General features: G+C 73.5%; 20 protein-coding genes and 1 pseudogene. 11 read left to right on the top strand and 10 right to left on the bottom strand.

The window, feature by feature from the left end; all coding sequences use genetic code 11:
- Positions 1 to 168 precede the first annotated feature (168 nt).
- Positions 169 to 1,458, top strand: a complete 1,290-nt coding sequence (locus ACFWA9_RS29980; protein ID WP_380391148.1) for an amidohydrolase family protein — start codon at positions 169 to 171, stop codon at positions 1,456 to 1,458.
- A 66-nt stretch (positions 1,459 to 1,524) separates the two neighbouring features.
- On the opposite strand, the gene ACFWA9_RS29975 is transcribed toward ACFWA9_RS29980, so the two are convergent.
- The 5 genes from ACFWA9_RS29975 to ACFWA9_RS29955 form a co-directional block, all read right to left on the bottom strand.
- On the bottom strand, positions 1,525 to 1,986 hold the full coding sequence (locus ACFWA9_RS29975) for an ester cyclase (protein WP_329485222.1): 462 nt from the start codon (positions 1,984 to 1,986) through the stop codon (positions 1,525 to 1,527).
- Between the two features lie 114 nt (positions 1,987 to 2,100).
- Entirely contained in the window at positions 2,101 to 2,604 is a 504-nt protein-coding gene (locus ACFWA9_RS29970) for a cupin domain-containing protein (RefSeq protein WP_380391144.1), read from the bottom strand.
- A 179-nt stretch (positions 2,605 to 2,783) separates the two neighbouring features.
- Positions 2,784 to 3,518, bottom strand: coding sequence for a dienelactone hydrolase family protein (locus tag ACFWA9_RS29965; protein WP_380391141.1), 735 nt, complete (start codon positions 3,516 to 3,518; stop codon positions 2,784 to 2,786).
- Positions 3,519 to 4,111: 593 nt separating this feature from the next.
- Positions 4,112 to 4,333: a hypothetical protein gene (locus tag ACFWA9_RS29960; RefSeq protein ID WP_352298391.1), complete on the bottom strand. Its 222-nt coding sequence runs from the start codon at positions 4,331 to 4,333 to the stop codon at positions 4,112 to 4,114.
- 104 nt (positions 4,334 to 4,437) lie between these two features.
- Entirely contained in the window at positions 4,438 to 4,830 is a 393-nt protein-coding gene (locus ACFWA9_RS29955) for a hypothetical protein (RefSeq protein WP_380391138.1), read from the bottom strand.
- A gap of 226 nt (positions 4,831 to 5,056) precedes the next feature.
- Between ACFWA9_RS29955 and ACFWA9_RS29950 the strand changes: the two genes are divergently transcribed.
- From ACFWA9_RS29950 to ACFWA9_RS29935, 4 genes are all read left to right on the top strand, one after another.
- Positions 5,057 to 7,438: an FHA domain-containing protein gene (locus tag ACFWA9_RS29950; RefSeq protein WP_352298397.1), complete on the top strand. Its 2,382-nt coding sequence runs from the start codon at positions 5,057 to 5,059 to the stop codon at positions 7,436 to 7,438.
- A 323-nt stretch (positions 7,439 to 7,761) separates the two neighbouring features.
- The gene (locus tag ACFWA9_RS29945; protein WP_380391135.1) at positions 7,762 to 8,565 is read left to right on the top strand and encodes an alpha/beta fold hydrolase; all 804 of its coding nucleotides are present in this window, start codon (positions 7,762 to 7,764) and stop codon (positions 8,563 to 8,565) included.
- Complete coding sequence (locus tag ACFWA9_RS29940) at positions 8,565 to 9,971, top strand: PP2C family protein-serine/threonine phosphatase (RefSeq protein ID WP_380391132.1); 1,407 nt, start codon at positions 8,565 to 8,567, stop codon at positions 9,969 to 9,971. Before ACFWA9_RS29945 ends, ACFWA9_RS29940 begins: the two co-directional genes overlap by 1 nt.
- Entirely contained in the window at positions 9,968 to 10,279 is a 312-nt protein-coding gene (locus ACFWA9_RS29935) for an STAS domain-containing protein (protein ID WP_329485233.1), read from the top strand. The genes ACFWA9_RS29940 and ACFWA9_RS29935 overlap by 4 nt, the downstream gene beginning before the upstream one ends.
- 217 nt (positions 10,280 to 10,496) lie before the next feature.
- On the opposite strand, the gene ACFWA9_RS29930 is transcribed toward ACFWA9_RS29935, so the two are convergent.
- Both ACFWA9_RS29930 and ACFWA9_RS29925 read right to left on the bottom strand, forming a co-directional pair.
- On the bottom strand, positions 10,497 to 10,670 hold the full coding sequence (locus ACFWA9_RS29930) for a hypothetical protein (RefSeq protein WP_329485234.1): 174 nt from the start codon (positions 10,668 to 10,670) through the stop codon (positions 10,497 to 10,499).
- Between the two features lie 117 nt (positions 10,671 to 10,787).
- The gene (locus tag ACFWA9_RS29925) at positions 10,788 to 12,125 is read right to left on the bottom strand and encodes a helix-turn-helix domain-containing protein (RefSeq protein ID WP_380391128.1); all 1,338 of its coding nucleotides are present in this window, start codon (positions 12,123 to 12,125) and stop codon (positions 10,788 to 10,790) included.
- Between the two features lie 327 nt (positions 12,126 to 12,452).
- Between ACFWA9_RS29925 and ACFWA9_RS29920 the strand changes: the two genes are divergently transcribed.
- Together ACFWA9_RS29920 and ACFWA9_RS29915 are read left to right on the top strand one after the other, a co-directional pair.
- Positions 12,453 to 13,706 carry an Ig-like domain-containing protein gene (locus tag ACFWA9_RS29920; protein ID WP_380391125.1) on the top strand — a complete coding sequence of 418 codons (1,254 nt, stop codon included), beginning with the start codon at positions 12,453 to 12,455 and terminating at the stop codon, positions 13,704 to 13,706.
- 42 nt (positions 13,707 to 13,748) lie between these two features.
- Positions 13,749 to 13,979 (top strand): annotated as a pseudogene (locus ACFWA9_RS29915) (nuclear transport factor 2 family protein); the annotation flags it as partial.
- Positions 13,980 to 14,084: 105 nt separating this feature from the next.
- On the opposite strand, the gene ACFWA9_RS29910 reads toward ACFWA9_RS29915, so the two are convergent.
- A complete protein-coding gene (locus ACFWA9_RS29910) occupies positions 14,085 to 15,662 on the bottom strand; it encodes an AMP-binding protein (RefSeq protein WP_380391122.1) in 1,578 nt (525 codons plus the stop codon).
- 429 nt (positions 15,663 to 16,091) lie between these two features.
- Between ACFWA9_RS29910 and ACFWA9_RS29905 the strand changes: the two genes are divergently transcribed.
- Both ACFWA9_RS29905 and ACFWA9_RS29900 read left to right on the top strand, forming a co-directional pair.
- Positions 16,092 to 16,730 (top strand): hypothetical protein, encoded by a 639-nt coding sequence (locus ACFWA9_RS29905; RefSeq protein WP_380391119.1) that lies wholly within the window; start codon positions 16,092 to 16,094, stop codon positions 16,728 to 16,730.
- Positions 16,731 to 17,000: 270 nt separating this feature from the next.
- The gene (locus tag ACFWA9_RS29900) at positions 17,001 to 17,231 is read left to right on the top strand and encodes a hypothetical protein (protein WP_329485239.1); all 231 of its coding nucleotides are present in this window, start codon (positions 17,001 to 17,003) and stop codon (positions 17,229 to 17,231) included.
- A gap of 141 nt (positions 17,232 to 17,372) precedes the next feature.
- Here ACFWA9_RS29900 and ACFWA9_RS29895 read toward each other — a convergent pair whose 3' ends face one another.
- Positions 17,373 to 17,837 (bottom strand): phage tail protein, encoded by a 465-nt coding sequence (locus ACFWA9_RS29895; protein ID WP_352298337.1) that lies wholly within the window; start codon positions 17,835 to 17,837, stop codon positions 17,373 to 17,375.
- Between the two features lie 661 nt (positions 17,838 to 18,498).
- Positions 18,499 to 19,455, bottom strand: a complete 957-nt coding sequence (locus ACFWA9_RS29890) for a LysR family transcriptional regulator (protein ID WP_380391115.1) — start codon at positions 19,453 to 19,455, stop codon at positions 18,499 to 18,501.
- 102 nt (positions 19,456 to 19,557) lie between these two features.
- On the opposite strand from ACFWA9_RS29890, the gene ACFWA9_RS29885 reads away from it, so the two are divergent.
- Together ACFWA9_RS29885 and ACFWA9_RS29880 are read left to right on the top strand one after the other, a co-directional pair.
- On the top strand, positions 19,558 to 20,451 hold the full coding sequence (locus ACFWA9_RS29885) for an NAD(P)H-binding protein (protein ID WP_380391112.1): 894 nt from the start codon (positions 19,558 to 19,560) through the stop codon (positions 20,449 to 20,451).
- Positions 20,452 to 20,546: 95 nt separating this feature from the next.
- The gene (locus tag ACFWA9_RS29880; RefSeq protein ID WP_329485244.1) at positions 20,547 to 20,912 is read left to right on the top strand and encodes a darcynin family protein; all 366 of its coding nucleotides are present in this window, start codon (positions 20,547 to 20,549) and stop codon (positions 20,910 to 20,912) included.
- The last annotated feature ends 155 nt before the right edge of the window (positions 20,913 to 21,067 follow it).

Genomic DNA, 21,067 nt, shown 5'->3' with positions numbered 1-21,067 from the left:
GGGGGGGGGGGGCGGCCCCGCCCCCCCCCCCCCCCCACCCCGTACCGGTGGGTGGCGCGGGTCGTAGACTCCCTGCGTGGCGGGCTGCTTCCGCGCCGGCGGGGGTCGAGGACCTCGGGTGGCCTCTCGCCGTCCCGCCCTACTCAGGATCCCCCGGGGGTGGACGCCATGGCCGCGGCAACGACGATCGTGAACGCCAAGGTGTTCGACGGCACGAGGTCGCGGGACTGGACTTCGGTCCGGTTCGCCGACGGGCTGATCACCGAGTGCTCGGCGGCCCCGGCCGCCCGGGACGGCGACGACGTGGTCGACGCGGGTGGCGGAACGGTGCTCCCCGGACTGATCGACGCGCACGTGCACCTCGTCCCCGGCGCCCTCGCACAGTCGTTGACCTTCGGCGTCACCACCGTTCTCGACATGTTCAGCAAGCCCGACCTGGTGGCGCGGGCCAAGGAGCAGGCCGGTTCCCGTCCGGACGTGGCCGATGTGCGTTCCTCGGGTGTCGGTGCCACGGCGCCCGACGGGCACCCGTCGCTGATGTACGCCCCGTTCCCGACCCTGACCGCCGCCGACCAGGCCGAACGGTTCGTCGCGGAGCGGATCGCGGCGGGTTCGGACTATCTGAAGATCATCTCCGGCACCGGCGGTCTCTGGCCGTCGCTGGACTCCGGGACCGTCACCGCGCTGGTCACCGCCGCGCATGCCCGCGGCCTGCTCGTCGTCGCCCATGTGAGCTCGGTGGCCGGCGTCGAGGAGGTGGTGGCCGCCGGTGTCGACGTGCTGGCCCACGTCCCCGTGGACGCCGAGCTGGGCGAGGCGCTGGTCGGACGCATGGCCGAGTCCGGGATCGCGGTCGGTCCGACGCTCGCCACCATCGAGAACACCCTCGGTGAACCGGGTGGCGCGGCCGTGGCGGGCGACCCGCGGCTCGCCGGGCCGCTCGGCGAAGCCTGGACACGGCGGTTGACCTCGGCCGCCCCGGGCCGGCGCGGCCGGGCGACGCCGCCCTACTCACGGGCCGAGGAGAACGTACGGCGGCTGGCCGACGCGGGGATCACGCTGCTGGCGGGCACCGACGCCCCGAACCCGGGGACCGTGTTCGGGGCGAGCCTGCACCGGGAGCTGGAGCTCCTGGTCCGGTGCGGCATCGGCCCGGCGCGGGCCCTGGCCGCCGCCACGGCCGAGCCGGCCCGGGTCTTCGGCCTCGCCGACCGGGGACGCATCGCGGCCGGGCGGCGCGCGGATCTGGTCCTGGTGTCCGGTGACCCGTTGACGGACATCACCGCGACCCGCGCGATCGAACGGATCTGGCGCGGGGGCACGGCCTGTGACCGACGCACCTTCGTCGCGAGCCCCGCCGAGGCCGAGCAGCTCGACGCCTTCGACGCCCAGGTCGCCAGGGCGGTGGCGGCCGTGCGCGAACGCCGGTCCCCCTTCGCCCCGAGGAGGGCCCGCTGACCGCGAGCCGGCACCACGCGCGGTCCCCGGCCGCCCCGACCGGCGCAGCCTGGGCCTGGCAGGGTGTCAGCCGGGACCGCTCCCGGGCGCCGCTCTCGCGGCAGCCCTGATCTCCTCGGTCGACAGTCCGGCCTGTTCGCAGAGCGTGGCGAGGTCGAAGTAGATCCGCTCGCCCGCCATCCGGCCGTCCTTGAACGGTGCGACGTTGGCGAACGGCACCACGAACGACCCGCCACCCGGCGGGACACCGAGCCAGGGGCCGCCGCTCGTGCCGCGCAGCTCGCCCCAGACGACGATCACGTCGTCGCCGAAGGTCATGCCCTGGTCGACGGGCACGATGTCGGGGAAGGCGGTGAAGAAGGCCGCGTAAGCGGCACGGGTGGCCGCCTTCCCCTCGACCCGGCGTCCGAGGGCCACCGTCTCGAAGAAGCAGTCGTCGGTGAAGGTCGCGAGCACGGCATCGAAGTCGCGCGCTCTCTCGGCTTCGCGGTGGACCTCGAAGAGGTGCAGCATCTCGTCACGTTGCATGCCCACGTTCTCCCGTCGGCCGGGCCCCGCCCAACGCAAGAGGCCCGTTCATCAGCCGTTCGGCCCCCGGCGTCACGCGACGGACCGGCGGACCGGCGGGCGGCGGGGCGGGGCTCAGACCGGTTCGGATGGGCGGCAGTAGCGGTGGATGAGCTCCTCGTGGCCCGGGAAGCGGGCCACGAGGTCCGCGGGCCGGCCGAGGGTCATGTCGGCGAAGTCGAAGCCAGGTGCGACCGCCTCGCTGATCAGCCCGTGGTCGCCGGACGTGAGGTGCGAGGCCTTCCAGACACCGCCCGGGACGGCGAGCGTGAGGAGCTGCCCCCGGGCCGGGTCCTGGCCGAGCACGGCGGTCTCCGCCGTTCCGTCAGGGAGCAGCAGGTGGTACGTGATCGGGTCACCGTGGTGGTGGAAGTGCAGGATGTCGGACCGGTTGAGGTGCCAGTGGCCGATCGGCGACCAGGACGTCAGCAGGTAGTGGATGGAGGTGAGGGTGTACCGCTCACCCGCCGGCGTGCGCACCCGGGCGCGGTGGTCCGCCTGGAACGTACGCCGGAAGTACCCGCCCTCCAGATGCGGCTCCAGCCCCAGCAGCTCGATCCACTCGCGCGCCGTCGTCATCCCACGCTCCCTCGCCTCGGCACCCCATTGTCGGCCCCTGGACGTCCACCGTCCGCGGGCGGGTTGGACGGGCCACAGCGTGCGAAGGGCCGCGCCCGCCCTCGACCGCCCGCAGGGGCGACCGCTCCCGTCGGGACTCCCTGGCTCGGTCCGTCAGGTCGGTGTCCGCTCGGGAGGCCTCAGCCCTTCGCCACGGTGCGGTCCAGGAGTGTGAGCAGCCGGTCCCAGTGGCGCTCCAGCCCGGACGGGCTGAAGGCATCGGTGTCGGCCATGGTGAAGCCGTGGAGGGTGCCGGGGTAGATCTCGGAGGTGTGGTCGACACCCGCGGCGTCCAGGGCCCGGTTGAGCTCGGCGAGTGCCTCGGGTGTCATGTCGCCCTCGGCATGGCCGAGGTGGACCTGGGCGGTGAGCTTGGAGAAGAGGCCGGGCCCGTCGGCGCCCACGGGGCCGTGGAACGCGGCGACGGCGGCCACCCGACCGGGGTGGGCCGCGGCGGTGCGCATCGCCAGGAGACCGCCGATGCAGTAGCCGGTCACCGCCACCGGACCGTCGCCGACCTCGGGCCGGGTGGTCAGGAACCCGAGGTAGGCCTCGGCGTCGCTCAGGGCGCGCTCGGCGGTGTGCGCCTCGATCAAGGGCATCAGCTGGGCGAAGACCGCGGGCCGGGCCTCCGCTCCGATGTGCGCGGGAAGGTCGAGCACCGGTGTCGGGCCGTGCCGGTAGAAGACGTTGGGGACGAGCACGTAGTATCCGTGCCCGGCCAGTTCGAGGGCCAGCTCCCGCAGCACGGGCCGGATACCGAAGCCGTCGGCGTACATCAGCACCCCGGGGTGCCGCTCGCCGTCGTCGGGGAAGGCGGCGAACGCGTCGGCCTCGCCGTCCGGGGTGGAAATGCGCAGCGTCTCGATGGGCATGAACTCTCCTGTCGTGGTTGAGGTGTCGAACCCGTGGTCAACACGACAAGGGGCGGAGCCCGGGCGGCGACGCCGGGTGCGGGCCGAGAACCGGGGCGCCGCGACGCGCCGGGCGGGCCGCTCCTCGGCCGGCCGGGCTGCCCTCGCTCGAACAGCCGTCCCGTACCGGCTCGTTCGGCGCTCAGGGGAGCACCGGGTCGCCGATCCGTGTGTGGCGCGAGGCCGTCCCGGTCGTCATGGTCACGAAGCGTAGTCCACCGGACCGGGCCGCCGCCGGGACGGCATGCCAGCTTGGCGGTTGGCAAGGATGATCTCGGCCAACGACGCGGGGGCGGCCCGGCGGGGTCCGGCCTGCCGGGCCGCGACCGGGCAGGACCCGGACCCCGGCAGCGGAACGGGTGGGAACGTGAGGCCCGGCCAGCGGGAACGACGGACCCACCGGTACCCGCCCGGCGACTCGTCGTGCGGCCGGTCCGGGTCCGGCAGCCCGGCCGCGCCGGCGAAGCGAGGTCGCCGGAGAGCGCGCGGCGAACGCCCGGGTGATCGGGCGGCCGCCGCAGGTCAGGACCGCGCGGCGGCACGCACGGAGCCGGTCAGATCTGCCGGTCCGGGTCGGAGAAGGTCAGGCCGCCGACGCCGAGCGGGCGCCGCACCGGGGCGGGCTCGTCGACGGTCTCGGTGGGCGGCTGGCGGAAGTCGGCGCCCTGCTCGACCGGCAGCAGTCGGCGGCCGCCGGACTGGGCGGGCACGGCGGAGGCATCGGCGACGGGCTCGGAGAACGCGGGCAGCCCGAGGCTGCGACGGTCAGGGGTCATGATCCCAGTCTCGCAGCAGAGCGGCGTGAACCAAAGCACGATCGACGTGACGAAGATCCGGCCCCGCCGGCGGCACGGACCCCCGGCCCGCTTCGTCGGGCCCGCTACCAGAGGGTGGACGGTCCGGTGAGGACCCAGCCGGTTTCGGTGGGCCTGACCCAGAAGCTCAGGGCCAGCTCGATCCTCCGGCCGCGGCAGGTGAGCTCCACGTAGAGGTGGCTGCCGGTGGGCCCCCAACTGAAGTCGCCGAGGTCGAGGTCGCCCAGCCAGGACAGGTCCCGCTCCCACGCGTCGGCCGCGGGGCCGCGCCCCGCCCCGGTCGCCTCGGCGCCGGTTTCGCGAGCGCCCGCCCACAGGGACGTGAGCACGTGCCGCACCGGCGCGTGATCGACGAGCTGTTCGGCCTCGGAGATCCTTCCGGACCGCAGCAGGCCGAAGTAGCGGCGGACGACGGCTTCGACATCGGTCTCGGCGGGGAGCTCCGTCCAGGACTTCACCAACGGGATCGTAGCCGCCCTCCGGTGGCGGTCCGCGCCGGCCGGCCGACCGGGGCACGGGCGGGCTCGTACGCGGGCCGCCGTCCCGGTCCCGGGGGGTGACCGGAAGCCCGGCCGTCACCCGCCGTGGCCGAGCGCCGCCCCCACGTCCGCGGCCCCGCCGGGGGCCCGCCGGGGGCCCGGCCGGCCGGGGAACTATCGGGCCGACTCGTCTAGCATCGGTGGTATGGCAGAGCGAGAGTTCGCGCTCACCGCGCCGCAGCTCCTCATCGAGACCGACAGTGACTCGCAGGTGATGAGCCCGGGACACAGCTATGCCGTCGGGCGTGACCCCACCAGCGACGTCGTGCTCACCGACCCGAGGGTGTCCTGGCACCACGCCGTCCTGCACGTCGACGACGGCCACTGGATGCTCGACGACGCCGGCTCCACCAACGGCACCTTCTGCCAGGGCCACCGCGTCCAGCACCTGGACGTCGGCCCCGGGTACATCCTGCGGTTCGGCAACGCCTCCGACGGCCCCTGTTGCACCCTGAGCGCCCTGCACAAGCCGACCGTGGTCAGGGACCCGCAACCCTCCGCGCTGACCGCCATCACCGGCCTGGACCGGCCGCCGACCAGCGTCCGCCGGCTGCCCGCCAAGGTGATCCGGATCGGCCGGGCGCCCGACAACGACCTGGTGCTCGGTGACCTGTCCGTCTCCCGGCACCACGCCGAACTGCGCGCCCATTCCGACGGCCGGTACGAGATCGCCGACCTGGACAGCCACAACGGCACCTACCTCAACGGCCTGCCGATCCGGCAGGCCCTGGTCGGTCCCGCCGACATCGTCGGCATCGGCCACTCCGCCTTCTGCCTGGTCGGCGACCAGTTGCAGGAGTTCGTCGACACCGGCGACATCGACCTCGACGTCGAAGGCCTCACCGTCGAGGTGGGCGACGGCCGCGTCCTGCTCGACAAGGTCTCCTTCCCGGTCGGCCAGCACTGCCTGCTCGCCGTCGCCGGTCCGAGCGGCGCCGGCAAGTCCACCCTGCTCAACGCTCTCACCGGCCTGCGCCCCGCCGACCGCGGCACCGTGCGCTACGACGGCCGCGACCTGTACCACGACTACGCGGAACTGCGGCACCGCATCGGCCTGGTGCCGCAGGACGACATCCTGCACACCCAGCTGACCGTCCGCCGGGCCCTCGGCTACGCCGGTGAGCTGCGCTTCCCCGGCGACACCGCCCCCGCCGAACGCTCCGCCCGGGTCGAGGAGGTGATCACCGAACTCGGTCTGACCAAACGCGCCGACCAGGTGATCTCCACCCTCTCCGGCGGCCAGCGCAAACGGGTCAGCGTCGCCCTCGAACTGCTCACCAAGCCGTCCCTGCTCTTCCTCGACGAGCCCACCAGCGGCCTCGACCCGGGCATGGACCGTTCGGTGATGCAGATGCTGCGCGGCCTGGCCGACGACGGGCACACCATCGTCGTGGTCACCCACAGCGTGCTCAGCCTCGACCTGTGCGACCGCCTGCTGCTGCTCGCCCCCGGCGGGCGCCTCGCCTGGTACGGGCCGCCCGGCGAGACCCTCGACCACTTCGGGTTCAAGCACTGGTCCGAGGCCTTCGAGGCGTTCGAGAACGAGACCGACCGCGACTGGGCGGGCCAGTACCGCGCCTCGCCGCCGTACAAGCGCTACATCGCGGGCGCGACCGCACGACCGCCCCAGCCCGGGCAGCTCGGACCGGCCGGGCAGCCCGGCGGCGCCGCTCCGGCGGCCGCCGTGGTGCCGCCCCTGCCCAAGCCCAAGCCGCGCGGCTGGAGCAAGCAGGTCTCCACCCTGGTACGGAGGTACGCCACCGCGCTCTCCGCCGACCGCACCTTCCTCGCCGTCATGATCGCCCTGCCGTTCGTCATGGGCGCCCTGACCCGGGCCCTGGCCGGCAGCCGCCTCGACGACTCCACCGCCCTCAACACCCTGCTCATCCTCTGCGTCAGCGGCGTCCTGATCGGCGCCGCCAACGCGGTGCGCGAACTGGTCAAGGAACGCAGCATCTACCAACGCGAGAGAGCCGTCGGCCTGTCCAGATCCGCGTACCTCTGCTCGAAGATCGTGGTGCTCGGAACCATCACCGTCGTCCAGTCGGTGGTCCTCACCATGGTCGCCCTGGCGGGGGTGCAGCTCGGACCACCGGGCACCGAGGGCGTCCTGCTGCCCCCGCTGCTCGAAATCACCCTCGCCGTCGCCCTGCTCTCGGTGACCGCGATGATGCTGGGCCTGGTGATCTCGGCGCTGGTGAAGAAGGAGGAGGTGACCATGCCGCTGCTGGTGCTGGTCGCCATCGTCCAGGTCGTCTTCTGCGGCGCGCTGCTCCAGCTGAACGGCGCACCGGTGCTCAATCAGCTCTCCTGGCTGGTCCCCTCCCGCTGGGCCTTCGCCGCGATGGCCGCCACCCTCGACCTCGGCGCGGCCTTCCCGGCCACCTTCAGCGACGACCCGCTCTTCACCCACTCCGTCGGCACCCTGCTGCTCGACCTGGGCATGATGGTCGTCCTCTCGGTGCTCTGCGGGGTGCTGGTCAGCCGGCTGCTGCGCCGCCACGAACCCGCCATCATGCGCGGGTAGCCGCTCCCCCGCCGGGCGGTTCGAGCACACGGTATCCGAGCCGGTGCAGCCGGTGCAGCACCGCGCGGGCCTCGCGGTCGTTCAGCGAGAAGACGAACGGGCCCGGTAGGAGCAGGGTCCCGGGACCGCCGACTCCACTGGACACCACGGAACAGTGCGGGATACATGGTGGCCGGTACCTATTCCGAGCGAACTTTCCCTACGTATCCGGCCCACGAAAGGGTGGGGGCGGCCAGGTCCCGCGGCCGGCGCGGTGGCCGGGCGGGCCGTTCTCGTCGGGCCGACCGCGGTTGCCTCCCCCGCGAGGTGGCAGGATGCGTGGCATGGACATTCGCCGCAGGAACAACGTGAGATTCGCCGGCCCCGCCGACGGGCCGGTGGTCGTGCTGGCGCACGGGTTCGGCTGCGACCAGAACATGTGGCGCCTGATCGTGCCGGCCCTGGCAGTGCGGTACCGGGTGGTGCTGTTCGACTACGTCGGCTCCGGTGGGTCCGACCTCTCGACCTGGAGCGAGGAGCGGTACTCCTCCCTCCGGGGCTACGCGCAGGACGTGGTGGAGGTGTGCGAGGAGCTGAACCTGCACGACGCGGTCTTCGTCGGGCACTCGGTCAGCGCGATGGTGGGGGTCCTGGCCGCCGAGGCGGCGCCGCAGCGGATCGGCGCGCTGGTGATGGTGGCCCCCTCACCGTGCTACATCGACGGGGAGGACTACCGGGGCGGCTTCAGCGCGGAGGACATCGAGGAACTGCTGACCTCCCTGGAGTCGAACTACCTGGGCTGGTCCTCCGCCATGGCGCCGGTGATCATGGGAAACCCGGAGCGGCCGGCGCTCGGGCAGGAGCTGACGAACAGCTTCTGCGCCACGGACCCGGACATCGCCCGGGTCTTCGCCCGGACCACCTTCCTCACCGACAGCCGCGGGGACCTCGCGAGCGTCCGGGTGCCGACCCTGGTCCTGGAGTGTTCCCAGGACGTGATCGCCCCACGCGAGGTCGGCGCGTACGTGCGGTCCGCGATCCCCTCCTCGCGCCTGGTCACCCTGGACGCCACCGGACACTGCCCGCAGCTGAGCGCGCCCGAGGCCACCGCCGAAGCGATCCTGGCCTTCCTGGAGGAGCGCCGGTGATGACCCGCCCCGGTGACGGACCGGAGCGGGCGGGAGCCGGCGATCAGGCCGCGACGACGGCCGCGTTCAGCGCACTCCTGGAGGACAGCGCCGAGGACCTGTACGAGTCCGCGCCCTGCGGCTACCTGTCGACGCTGATGGACGGCACCATCGCCAAGATCAACACCACCCTGCTCGACTGGCTCGGCCTCGAACGCGCGGAGGTGGTGGGCCGGATGCGCTTCGCCGACCTCCTGACCGTCGGCGGAAAGCTGTACCACGAGACGCACTTCGCGCCGCTGCTGCAGATGCAGGGCGAACTGCACGGCATCGCGCTGGAGATGAGGACCGCGGCCAGGGGCCGCCTGCCGGTGCTGGTGTCCTCCGTGGTCAAGCGCGGCACCGGCGGGAAGCCGCTGCTGATCCGCAGCACCGTCTTCGACGCGTCCGACCGCCGCGCCTACGAGGCCGAACTCCTGCACCGCCGCCAGGACGCCGAGCGGGCCCGCGCCGAGGCGGAGCGGGCCCGGGCGGAGGCGGAGCGGGCCCGGGCGGAGGCCGAGCGGGCCGGCGCCGAGGCCGAGCGCGCACGGGCGCAGGCCGAAGCCGCCCTGCGGCAGGCCGAGGCCGACCGGCAGCGGTTGGCCGAGGCCCTCACCGTCCTGCAGAAGTCCCTCGTCCCCTCGTCACTGCCCGCCGTACCGGGGCTGGAGGCCGCCGCCTACTACCACACCGCCTCCCCCGACCGGCTCGGCGGCGACTTCTACGACCTGTTCCCCCTCGACGACGGCCGCTGGGCGTTCTTCCTCGGCGACGTGTGCGGCAAGGGGCCCCAGGCCGCCTCCCTCACCTCGCTCACCCGCTACACCCTGCGCGCCGCGGCCCTGCACGACCCCGAACCCGCCATGGCACTGGCCACCCTCAACGCCGTCCTGCACGAGCACTACGCCGCCGCGGGCGACCCGCGCTACTGCACCGCCGTCTTCGGCGTCGTCGAACCCGCCGACGCCGACGGCCGCGTCGGCGTGCGCATCGCCTCCGGCGGACACCCCCCTGCCCTCGTCCTGCGCGCCGACGGCAGCACCGAGTACCTTCCCACCCCGGGCGGCCTGCTCATCGGCATCCTGCCCGACGCCCCGTTCACCACCGCCCGCACCACCCTGGCGCCCGGCGAGACGATCCTCCTCTACACCGACGGCCTCACCGAGGCCCGCACCGGCCCGACCCGGGAAAGCCTCTTCGGCGACGACGCCCTGCTCGCGTTCGCCGCCGACCACGCCCCCACCGCACCCGACGAGACGATCAGCGCCCTCACCGCACTGCTGAAGAGCTTCGGCGACGGCCTGGACGACGACACCGCTCTGCTCGCCCTCGGCGTCCCCGCCACCGACTCCCCCATCCGCCCGACGACGAACCCACGGCGATGAACCCACTGAACATCACCCACCGCGACGCGCCCACCGGCCCCGCTCTGCAGGTCGTCGGCGACCTCGACTACGAACACGCTCCCACCCTGCGCGCACGCGTGGAGTACCTCGCGCTGCGCCCCGGCCAGTGCCTGGTCATCGACCTGTCCGGCGTGGAGTTCTGCGACTCCAGCGGCATCACCGCCCTCCTCGCCGCCCGCCGCCACACGCAGGCCGCCGGTGCCGAGCTGACCCTGACCGCGGTGCCCGAGAACACCCTGCGCATCCTCGCGATCACGGGCCTCACCCAGATCTTCACCATCGTGTGAGGACGGGGCACCGAGCGGGCGCGGCCGACCGCCCCGGGGCCGGCGACGGCTCCGGGGACGGCTCCGCGCGACGGCTCCGAGACGGCGAGTCCGAGCGCACGCAGCGGTTCGTCCGGGCACTCGCCCTGCGTCGACCACGTCCGCGGCGCGTACGACCCCGCCCTGGACGTGGGGAGCGCCGGAGCGAGCCGTCGTCAGGCCCCGGAGCGAGCGGCTGTCAGGCGGAACCACCCCGGCGGGAGGGCCTGGCGTGCCTCGGCCTGCGGATCCGGTCGTCCCGGACCACCGCCGCCCGTGGCCGCCGGTGGTGGTGAGCCGGGGACGGAGCCGTGGCGGCCAGGATCGCCGCCAGCACCAGCGGGCCGAGCAACAGCACGAGGTTCACGGTCATGTGCGCCTCCCAGGGGTTCCGGAACGGACACCGGCCGTCTGCCCCACACCCCCGGCCCCATGCCCAGCCGGCTCGGGCTCCCCGCTGCCCGCCGTTACGCGGCGCGCCGGGCCGCCGTCACCGCTGGAACGGACTCGGCTCCCAGGCGTGCCCGCCGATCGGGTAGACGAACAGCGGCCGGCCCTTCACCGCGCTGGTGCGAAACGGCGTGCCGTGGCCCAGGTCGACCGGGACCGTCCCCTTCCGGTCGCCGCTCGACCACTCCAGTTCGAGGTACCAGCTCACCTCGTGCGAGGTGGTCTCGGCGGAGACCTCGATGACCTCCGGGTCGTTCTCGCTCACCTTGACCGGCAGACCGGTGCTGCCCTCGGTCACCACCGCCCGCGGGCGGGCCGCGTCCAGATCGAGGTCGTAGGAGTGGACGTCGACTCCGCTGCCGCAGCCCTCGCCCATGGAGTAGGCGTTCCAGGCGAGGGGAGGCCCGATCCGGACGACCCGGACGTTGAGCTTCGAGAGCACCACGGTGTCCTTGCCGGTGCCCTGCACGACGACCTCGATCGACTGGTAGTGACCGGGAACCGCACCGACCCGGGAGACCCAGCCCGCCACGTCCGGCAGCTCGGGCGGGCGGGGGACCTCGGACGGCGGGCGGTCCACCACGTACTGGTCGCAGGCGGTGTCCCGGCCGGACGGCCGGACCGAGACCGTGAACGGGGGGCTCGTGTCCGACCCGCCGGTCGGCCCCGGCGAGCCCGGACCCGCTCCGGCGGACGGGGAGGCAGGGGCGGAGGCGGAGACCGGGGCCGTGGCGGACACCGGGGCCGAGGCGGACGGCGAGTCGTCGGCGCCCGGGGCCGGGGAGCCCGCGGACGACTCCAGCCCCGTGGCGACGGCCCCGACGGCGGCCAGCACCGCGGTGACCGTCACCGCGGCCAGGATTCCCCGCCGACGGACCCGCCTGAGTCGCTGCGCGGCCCCGGGAACCGGGTCCGGTCCGACGCGGTCGGCGACCACCGGCCCCACCTCGACGGCACCTCCCGGGTCCGAGGCCACCGGCGTCGCGGAGACCACCGGAGCCACCGGCGTCGCGGAGATCACCGGTGCCACCGGTGCCACCGGAGCGATCGGGGTCGCCGCTTCCGTCCGAGTCTCCGCCGGATCGGCCGGTCCGGACTCCGGTGACGTCCTGCTCCCCCGTGCCGCGTGGACGATGACCCACAGTCGGTACAGCTCGACGAGTTCCTCCGGCGTCGCCCTGCACAGCCGCGCGAGGAGGTCCAGCGGGGCGAACTCCGTCGGTGCCACGTCGCCGGTGCAGTAACGGTGGAGCGTCGAGGTGCTCAGATGCAGCCTCTTCGCCAGCGCCCCGTAGCTCAGCCCCGAGCGGCTCTTCAGCTCCCCGAGCAGCCGGGCGAGCTCGTCCCGCTCCCCCATCTCCCCCAACCCCTCCGCCACCGTTCCTCCGCCCCGCTCTTCCCTGTCCGCAGTGCTCGCGCCGTACGGTCTCCGGCCGCTTCCGGCGGTCGGACTCGGCGCTGCGGCGCCCCGCCGCAGCCGGACCACCGTGAAGCGATCTTCGGAAGAGAAGCACGCCGCTCACCGTCCCACGGTTCCCGAGGCCGGTCGCGCCGTTGCGCCGTCCCGTGGACGCGTCCCAGGAAGGTTACGTCCTCCCAGCTCAAAGCCGGTAAAGCCGTCCCCGCGTCCCAGATCGCCCGGCCGCCGTTGCGGCTGGGACGAAGCGGCCGAGAAGCTTCCGGCGAACACCGAAGAGGAGCACAAGTGAGCACTGTTCAGGCACCCCGGACCGCGATACGCCCTGGCGACCGTTTCAACCGCGGCGCGGTGGCGCTGACGATGGGCGGCATCCTGCTGCTGACCGCGGCCTGCGGCGACGACGGGGGCAAGGGCGACGAGGCCCCCCGGGCAGCGGGCACCGCCGCCGCCGCCGACGGGCCGGCGGCCACGGCCACGGCCCTGCCCAAGACCTCGGCCGCCGTGCTGGACGTCGCGCCGAAGGACGGCGCCCGGGGCGTCGCACCGGACGCCCTCCAGGTGTCCGTCTCCCACGGCAGGCTCACCAACGTCGACGTGACCGACAAGAACGGCAAGCCCGTCCCCGGCTCGATCAGTGCGGACGGCACCGGCTGGAAGCCCGCCGCCGCACTCGCCCCCGGCACCGCCTACACGGTGAACGCCCAGGCGCTGGACGCCGACGGCCTCGCGGCCGCCTCCACGAGCACCTTCACCACCCGCACGCCCGACAAGCAGGTCTCCACCAACGACAACATCGCCGACGGCCAGACCTACGGCGTGGGCATGATCGTCAAGGTGGAGTTCAGCAAGAAGATCACGAACAAGGACGCCGTCGCCAAGGGCATCACCTTCGAGACCGACAACGGCACCGAGGTGAAGGGGCACTGGTTCGGCGACGACCGGCTGGACTTCCGCCCCGCCGACTACTGGAAGCCCGGTACCAAGGTGACGATCCACTACCGGCTGAAGAGCGTCGAGGTCTCGCCCGGCGTCTACGGCGACGTGGACAAGGACGAACCGTTCACCGTCGGCCGCTCCCAGGTCTCCACGGCCGACTCGGCCGCCCACACACTGACGACCGTCCGGGACGGCAGGAGCACCACCGTGCCCGCCACGCTCGGCGACGACAAGCACCCCTCGTGGGGCGGCACCATGGTGATCATGTCCAAGGAGAAGGTCACCCACATGAACTCCCGGACGGTCGGCCTCGGCGACGAGTACGACATCCCCGCCGCCCCGCACGCGATGCGGCTCACCAGCAGCGGCACCTACCTCCACGGCAACTACTGGTACAAGGGCGACCCGTTCGGCAAGGCGAACACCAGCCACGGCTGCGTCTCGCTCAAGGACGTGGAGGGCGGCAGCGACACCTCCGTCGCGGGGTCGTTCTTCAACAACTCCCTGATCGGCGACGTGGTCACGGTCGTGAACACCAAGGAGAAGACCGTGGCGCCCGACAACGGGCTGGGCGGCTGGAACCTCCCCTGGGCGAACTGGTAAACCCCGGCGGCCGTTTCATCCCCCAGGGAATCGCGTGCGCGGCGCACGGTCGTGACCGGCGGCTCCGTCGAGGTCCACGACGAGCTCGTCGACGGCGACCGGTACGCCGACCGCCACACCATGGAGATCGTCAAGGCCGACGGCTCCGTCGTCCGCATCGAGGTCTACGTCTTCGCCGAACTCGCCCCCGACGGCCGCTTCCGCCGCATCGAGGAGACCACCCTCATGCTCGAAGGCGCCGACGACGACCGGAACCCGGGCAGCGCCCGCTGACACCCCGCGCCGACCCTCGATCGTCTCGCCGGACCCGAGGACGGGGGCACCGCCCCGGTGGCGCTCGCCTCCGGTGCGGAGCGAGCGCCACGCCCGGACCCCCGGTCAGCCCGGGAGGGTGTCGCGCAGGCGCTTCCTGTCCGGCTTGCCCACGGGGGTGAGCGGGATCTCGGGCACCAGGTGCAGGGCCTCCGGGGCGTAGATGCGGCCCTGGCGGGCGGTGACGAAGGCCCGGATCTCGTCCAGCTCCGGGCGGTGCCCCGGGGCGGGGACGACCACGGCGTGGACGTGTTCGGCCTGCTGGGCGTCGCGCAGGCCGAGGACGACGCACTCGGCGACGGCCGGGTGGGTGAGGAGCAGGTCCTCCAGCTCGGAGGGGTAGACGTGCCCGCCGACCACGATGATCTTGTCGGTGAGGCGGTCGGCCAGGTAGAGGAAGCCGTCCTGGTCGAGGTGGCCGATGTCGCCGGTGTTCAGCCAGCCGTCGCGGAGCACCTCGGCGGTGAGGTCGGGCCGCTTCCAGTACCCCGCCATGAGGGTGCGCGAGCGGACGTGGATCTCGCCCAGCTCACCGGCCGGCAGCTCGGCGCCGTCGCCGGAGCGGATCGCCACCTCGACGCCCGGGAGGGGGCGGCCGACGGAGAGCCGGCCGCCGTGCCCGACCCGGTCGTGCTCGTGCGGGCCGAGGGTGGCGATGTTCTGCGCCTCCGACATCCCGTAGCCGCTCGCCAGGATCGGCCCGAACACCTTGATCGCCTCGCGGACCCGGGTCGGTGAGGCGACGCAGCCGCCGTACAGGATCCGCTCCAGGCTGGACAGGTCGGTGCCGGTGATCGCCGGGTGGTCCAGCAGCCGGTAGAGCAGCGGTGGCAGGACCCACAGATCGGTGATGCGTTCGCGCTCGACGGCGGCCAGCACCTCCCCGGGGTCGAAGGAGCGCTGCAGGAACACCGAACCGCCGTGGTACAGCGTCAGATCGGCCAGCACGCCCGCGAGATGGGCCAGCGAGGTGGCCGCCAGGAGGCGGCGCTTGTCACCCTGCGGGCCGAACGGGACGTCGAAGACCCTGCGGTAGGGGCCGTGCAGGCTGAGGATGCCCTTCGGGATGCCCGTGGTACCACCGGTGTGCCGGATGCCCAGGTCGTCGTCCGGGCCGACCCGCACGGCCGGGGGCTCGGCGGGCCGGCGGGCGGCGGCGGCGATCACGTCCTCACCGATCGCGTCCCCGCCAACCGCCTCCGGGCCGGGGCCCAGGGTCAGCACGGTCGGTACGTCGACCAGGGCGAGCAACTCGGGTGCGGTCGCGTACCGTTCGGCATCCACGAGGAGGACGGCGGTGTCGACGCTCGTGACGATCTCGGCGAGCACCAGGGCGCTCATGCCGTCGTACAGGTTGACCAGCCGGGCGCCGGCGAGTCCGGCGGCGTAACGGGCGCTGAGCGCCTCGGGTGTGTTGCCGGTGAGCAGCGAGACGGTGGAGCCCCGGGTGACGCCCCGGGCGAGGAGTTCCTGGGCCAGGCGGTAGGTGGCGTCGACCAGTTCGCCCGCGGTGATCGTGGCACCGTCGGCGGTGGTGACGGCCGGCCGATCGGGGTCGCGGGCGAGGGACCGGAGGATCAGCGCGGGGGCGCTGACGAACTCCGCGTCGTACATGGCCACTTCTTCTTTGTAGTTTGCAACCATATCGACAGGCTAACCCCAACCCGGCTGCCGCGATGCCGATTCGGGGACGGGGAGCACACCGGCCGGGCTCCGCTCCGGCCGGCCGGACGAACCCGTCCCATCCGTCGGGCAAGTGATGGGCAAGGCGCGGTAAAGGCTGTGCGCAGCTCCTTGAGGAATCCGACGGCCCGTCAGTAACGTCATGGTCACTTCAGCAGGTGGTGGGTCCGCCGACATCCCGCACGCATGTCACGGCCCCGACAGTGAGAGGTGCCCCCTCGGACTCAGGGCGCCCCGGACTCCCCGTACAGCGCGCCGCACCAGCCGGCCCGCGGCCGACCGCCGGGGCCGGCCCGCACATGCCGAGTACCGTCAGCACGGGCCCGAGCCCGTACCGGCGCGCACCCCCGCCGGCACCGGCCGCGCCCTCGCCCCACGGAGGGTCGACCTTTGCGCCACCACTCCCCCCGCAGCGCGCGTCCGTCGCGGCCGCGCGGACTCCTCGCCGTCCTGCCCGCGCTCGCCGTGGCGGCCACCGGCCTGCTCGCCGTCGCCCCGCCCGGCGCAGCGGCCGCCACCTCCGACGCGTCCGGACCGGCCTACTCCGGGTGGACGGCCACCGGCACCGGCGACAGCTGTACCGGCATCCAGCTGCTCGGCAATCCAGGCTTCGAGACCGGCAGTGCCGCGCCCTGGACCACGACCGCCGGCGTCGTCGACAACGCCGGTCGGGAGCCCGCCCACAGCGGCGGCTGGAAGGCCTGGCTCGACGGCTACGGGTCGTCCCACACCGACACGCTGTCCCAGTCGGTCGCCCTCGCGGCCGGCTGCCGTGCCACCCTCGGCTTCTACCTGCACATCGGCACCGCCGAGTCCGGGGCGACCGCGTACGACAGGCTGACGGTGTCGGCCGACGGCACCACGCTGGCCGCCTTCAGCAACCTCGACGCCGCTCCCGGCTACACCCTGCGCGGCTACGACCTGTCCGCGTTCGCCGGCCGGACCGTGACGATCACGTTCACCGGTACCGAGGACCCTTCGCTCCAGACCACCTTCACCGTGGACGACACCCTCGTCCGCACCTCCTGACAGCCGCCGGGGTGGGCCGCGACCGGGTACCGCGGCCCACCCGACCGCCCCCGCCCGGCGCGGCAGCCGGGCCGCGCTCTCACCTGCCGTACTCGCTCCATCACCCTCGGCGGCGGCTTGCTTCATGAGTCGAATGATCGACTGAGAAGGTGCTGCGGAATCCTTCGGAATCGGCGGGCCCTGGCGTACCTTCAAGGAAGCAGAGGCCAATCGCACAGTTTGTTCGTCCACTTGTTGAACTCAAGGCCGAGGCGGTCAGAGGAGGGTTCCATGGTCAGCAGTACCGGCGACGGCCCGGTCCGCGGCGGGAGGCCCACGGCCAGGTCCGGCCGGACGACGGGGCGGATGTGGATCCGCACGTACCGGGTGGACGCCGACGGGCGACCGCTGGACGCCGTCGAGCGGCGGGAGGAGTACGCGCCCGTGGCCCCGGTGCCGCTCGCCAAGAGCACCTGGCCGCCCTGCGCCTGCCCCCGGCACAGCGCTTCGCGGTCCGCATAGCTCCCCGGGGCCCCGCACCGGCGACGCCGGCGGCGGCCGCCGGGCAGGTCCGGCGACCGCCGCTCACGAGGTGCGCCGACAGCGGCAGGCCTCCGGCCCGTGTCGGGTTCCGCAAGCTCCCTTTCCGGCTCGGGCGCCGGCTCAGTACTCGTTCTTGATGACGAAGTACGATCCGCGGATCGTCCCGGCGAGCTTCGACTTCTGGCGGGCGAACTTGAATCGCTGGGCGAGCTCCTCCGGGACGTCCATCCCGTCCGAGAGCTTGAACCCGACCGCTCGCTTCCTGGCGTCGTCGACGGTGTACATCACGTTGACCGACAGTCCGCTCTCGTAGAAGACGTAGGCCATCCGGATGTCCTCGACCTGGAAGGACGTGGCCTCCAGGGGCCTGGACGCGATGACGATCTCGCGTTCCTCCCGCAGGATCCGGTGCACCCAGTCGACGACCTCCGCGGCCTGGTCCGCGGGTTCCACGGTGAAGACGTGGTCGTACTTGTTCTTGAAGTAGCGGGCCTCGTTCGCCCGCAGGCCGGCGAGTGCGTCCGCAACGGGCGACGACTCCAGACCGACGGTCGATACGGTGCCGAAGTCCACGGCGTAGGTCATGGCGGATTCCTTCCCAGGGGCGCGGGCGGACGACAGGGGCTTGGGGCGGTCCGCGCGAAGGGCGAGGCCACGCCCCGAAGCGGCGCGGAACGGCTCGACCGGCGGGCGCGCCGTGCACTGGTTTCGCGCGCGGCTCCGGCGACGGAGGCGGGTCCTCGGCGGGCGCCGTCCGTGGCTCCGCCCCGCACCGCTTCACCGGCGCCGATCGTACTGGTCCGGAATGCTGCGGCCCCGGAGCGACCGACCGGCGTGTCCAGCGTGCGGCTAAGGACCGTTGATGCCGACGCCGCCGAAGTCGCGGGCCGGGATCCGCACCGGACCGCCGGGCGCCGAAGCGGACCGTGCGCCGACGACGGCCCCCGGCGCGGGGGGCAGGACGCCGGCCGGACCGTGGCGGAGCGGTGTCTAACTCGGTCGGCCGACGGGGTTTGCCCGACGTGATCGGGGTCAGAAGGGCGTCAGGGCGTCGTACCTCCCGACCGGGCCATCCCCCCGGGCCGGTCGGGATCAGCGCGCGACGCCCGTGCGGTTCCCAGGGCCGTCGCCATCCCCCCCCGGCGGCGGCCCTGGGCCCGCCCTGCCCGGCTGCCATGCGTCGGGCGTGGCCGGGGCGGCGCGGCCCCCCGGCCGCCGATCGCCGACGCGGACGGCCGACGGCCTCTCAGGTGGCAGCGGGGTCCCCGGGTGGGCCCAAGGTCCGGCGGACGGCGTCGCGCAGCCAGTGGTGGGCCCGGTCGGCCGCGTGGCGCGGGTGCCACGCCATGCCGATCGTCACGGGCGGCAGTGCCAGCGGGATGTCCAGCAGGCGCAGTCCGAGGGCGAGCGCGTCGTCGGTGAGGGGCGAGGGCGCGGCACCGGGGAGTGCGGCCGGTACGAGGCAGACGACGTCACTGCGGGCGGCGAGGGTCATGGCGGCCAGGTGGCTGGGGAGGACGACGCCGACCCGCCGCTGGAGGTCCTGCTCGGCCAGGGCGGTGTCGAGGGGGCCGGTGAACCGGCCCCGGCGGCTGACCGCGACGTGCGGGGCGGCGGCGAGCCGAGCCGCGGTCAGGGGTCCTTCGGTCAGCGGATGGCCGGGCCGGACGGCCGCGACCATTCGCAGGCCCACCAGTTCCTCGACCCTGGTCTCGGGGTCCACGTGGTCGATGGACCCGACCTCCAGGTCGATCCGGCCGTCGCGAAGGGCCGGGCCGGCCTCCAACTCCTCGGCCAGGAGCCGGAACGAGACTCCCGGCGCCTCCCGCTCGGCCAGGCGCAGCAGCCCGGGGGCCAGGGCCGCGCCGACCAGGTCGGCCGCCTGGAGGGTGAAGGTGGTGCGCAGGGTCGCGGGGTCGACACCGGTCCCGGGGCTGAGCAGGGCTCCGAGGCGCTGCACCACGGCCGCGGCCTCCTCGCGCAGGGCCTGGGCGCGCGGGGTGGGGACCATGGTCTGGCCGGCCCGGACCAGCAGGGGATCCTGCAGCGTGCGGCGCAGGCGGGCCAGCGTGCGGCTCATGGCGGCGGGCGAGGTGTGCAGCCGGGCGGCGGCGCGGGTCACGCTGTGCTCGGCCAGCAGGGCGTCCAACGCGACGGCGAGATTGGCGTCGAGGACCGGATCCGGGCTGCTCACCAGCATCATTCCATTTCAGTCAATGATTGCGTGCCGAAGTTCCCATTGTGGCAGCACTGGTGTGCTCAGCAGGATGGGGGCGTACCGACCGGCACGACCCACGAGGTTTTCATGATCGTCATTACCGCTCCCACCGGCAACATCGGCCGTCCGCTGCTGTCCCGGCTCCTGGAGTCCGCCCCCGCCGCGGGCGAGGAACTGCGCGTCGTCGTGCGCGACCCCGCCCGGCTTCCGGACGCGGCGCGCGGACGCGTGGAGGTGATCGTCGGCTCGCACGGCGACGCCGAGGTCGTCGACCGGGCCTTCCGGGGCGCGGACGCCGTCTTCTGGCTCGCCCCGCCGGACGCCTCCCTGACCCCGTCCGACGCCTACAGCGGCTTCAGCGGACCCGCCGTGCGGGCGCTCGCCGACCACGGCGTCGGCCATGTGGTGGGCGTCTCGGCGCTCGGCCGCGGCACCCCGCTCGCCGACCGAGCCGGCCTGGTCACCGCCTCGCTCGCGCTGGACGACCTCATCGCCCACAGCGGCGTCGCCTACCGGGCCCTGGCCAACCCGTCCTTCTTCGAGAACCTGCTGGAGGAGGCCGACTCGATCCGCGAGACCGGCGTCTTCACCGACGTCGTCGACGCCGACCGGAAGGCCCCGTTGGTCGCCGCCGCGGACATCGCGGCCGTCGCCGCCGGTCTGCTGCTGGACCGCTCGTGGGCCGGCAGCGGCAGCGTGCCCGTCCTCGGCCCGCAGGACCTGTCCCCCAACGACCTGGCCCGCATCATGACCGAGCAGTTCGGCCGCCCGGTCCGCTACGAGCGCCAGGCCTTCGACGACCTGTACACCACCCTCGTCCACTACGGCCTCAACGAGGCGTTCGTCCGGGGCATCGTCGACATGAAGCGGGCCAAGGACGAGGGCCTGGACGCCGGTGTCGTCCGTACTCCGGACACCGCCTCCCCCACCGGCTTCGAGCAGTGGTGCGCCCGGACCCTCAAGCCCGCCGTCCTCTCCTGAGGCCCCGCCGGCCTCTCCCGAGGCCGCACCGTCCGCCGTTGGGACACCCGGTGGCGCGACGCACCGAGACCACCTGCCGCTCTGGAGGCACCCCGATGTCCGCTGAAGTCACCGAACCGCCGGTCACGGCGTTCATGCTCGTCAAGACCACCCCCGAGTGGCTCGCGCTGACCGTCCCGCAACGCGTCGAGGCCTTCACCACCCAGGTCCTGCCCGCGATCGAGGCCAGGACCACCGGTGTCCGGTCACGCTTCTACGACACGGAGTTCTACTCCGCGCGCGTCACCGACGTCTGGGTGTGGGAGGCCGACAGCCACCACGCCTACCAGCTGCTCATCGACGCACTGCGCGAAACCCCGTTCTGGGACCGCTACTTCGAGGTCGTCGACCTTCTCGTCGGCACCGAGAACGGCTACGCCCGGACCTACGGCCTGGAGCCCGTCGCCACCATCGCCACCTGACGGACCGGCCCCCTCGCACCGCCCTCCGGCCATCACCGGCCATCACCGGCCATCACCGGCCGTCACCGGCCGGAGGGCGGCGCGGCCGCGTCCCCGGGCCTGAGGCCGCTACCCACACACCCGCCCCGGCCCACGCCCCCGACAGGGGTGTGGGC

It is taken from the genome of Kitasatospora sp. NPDC059973, assembly GCF_042737525.1.
Lineage (GTDB): Bacteria > Actinomycetota > Actinomycetes > Streptomycetales > Streptomycetaceae > Kitasatospora.
The sequence above is the reverse complement of the archived record's forward strand: the minus strand, read 5'-3'. Positions and strand labels throughout refer to the sequence as shown.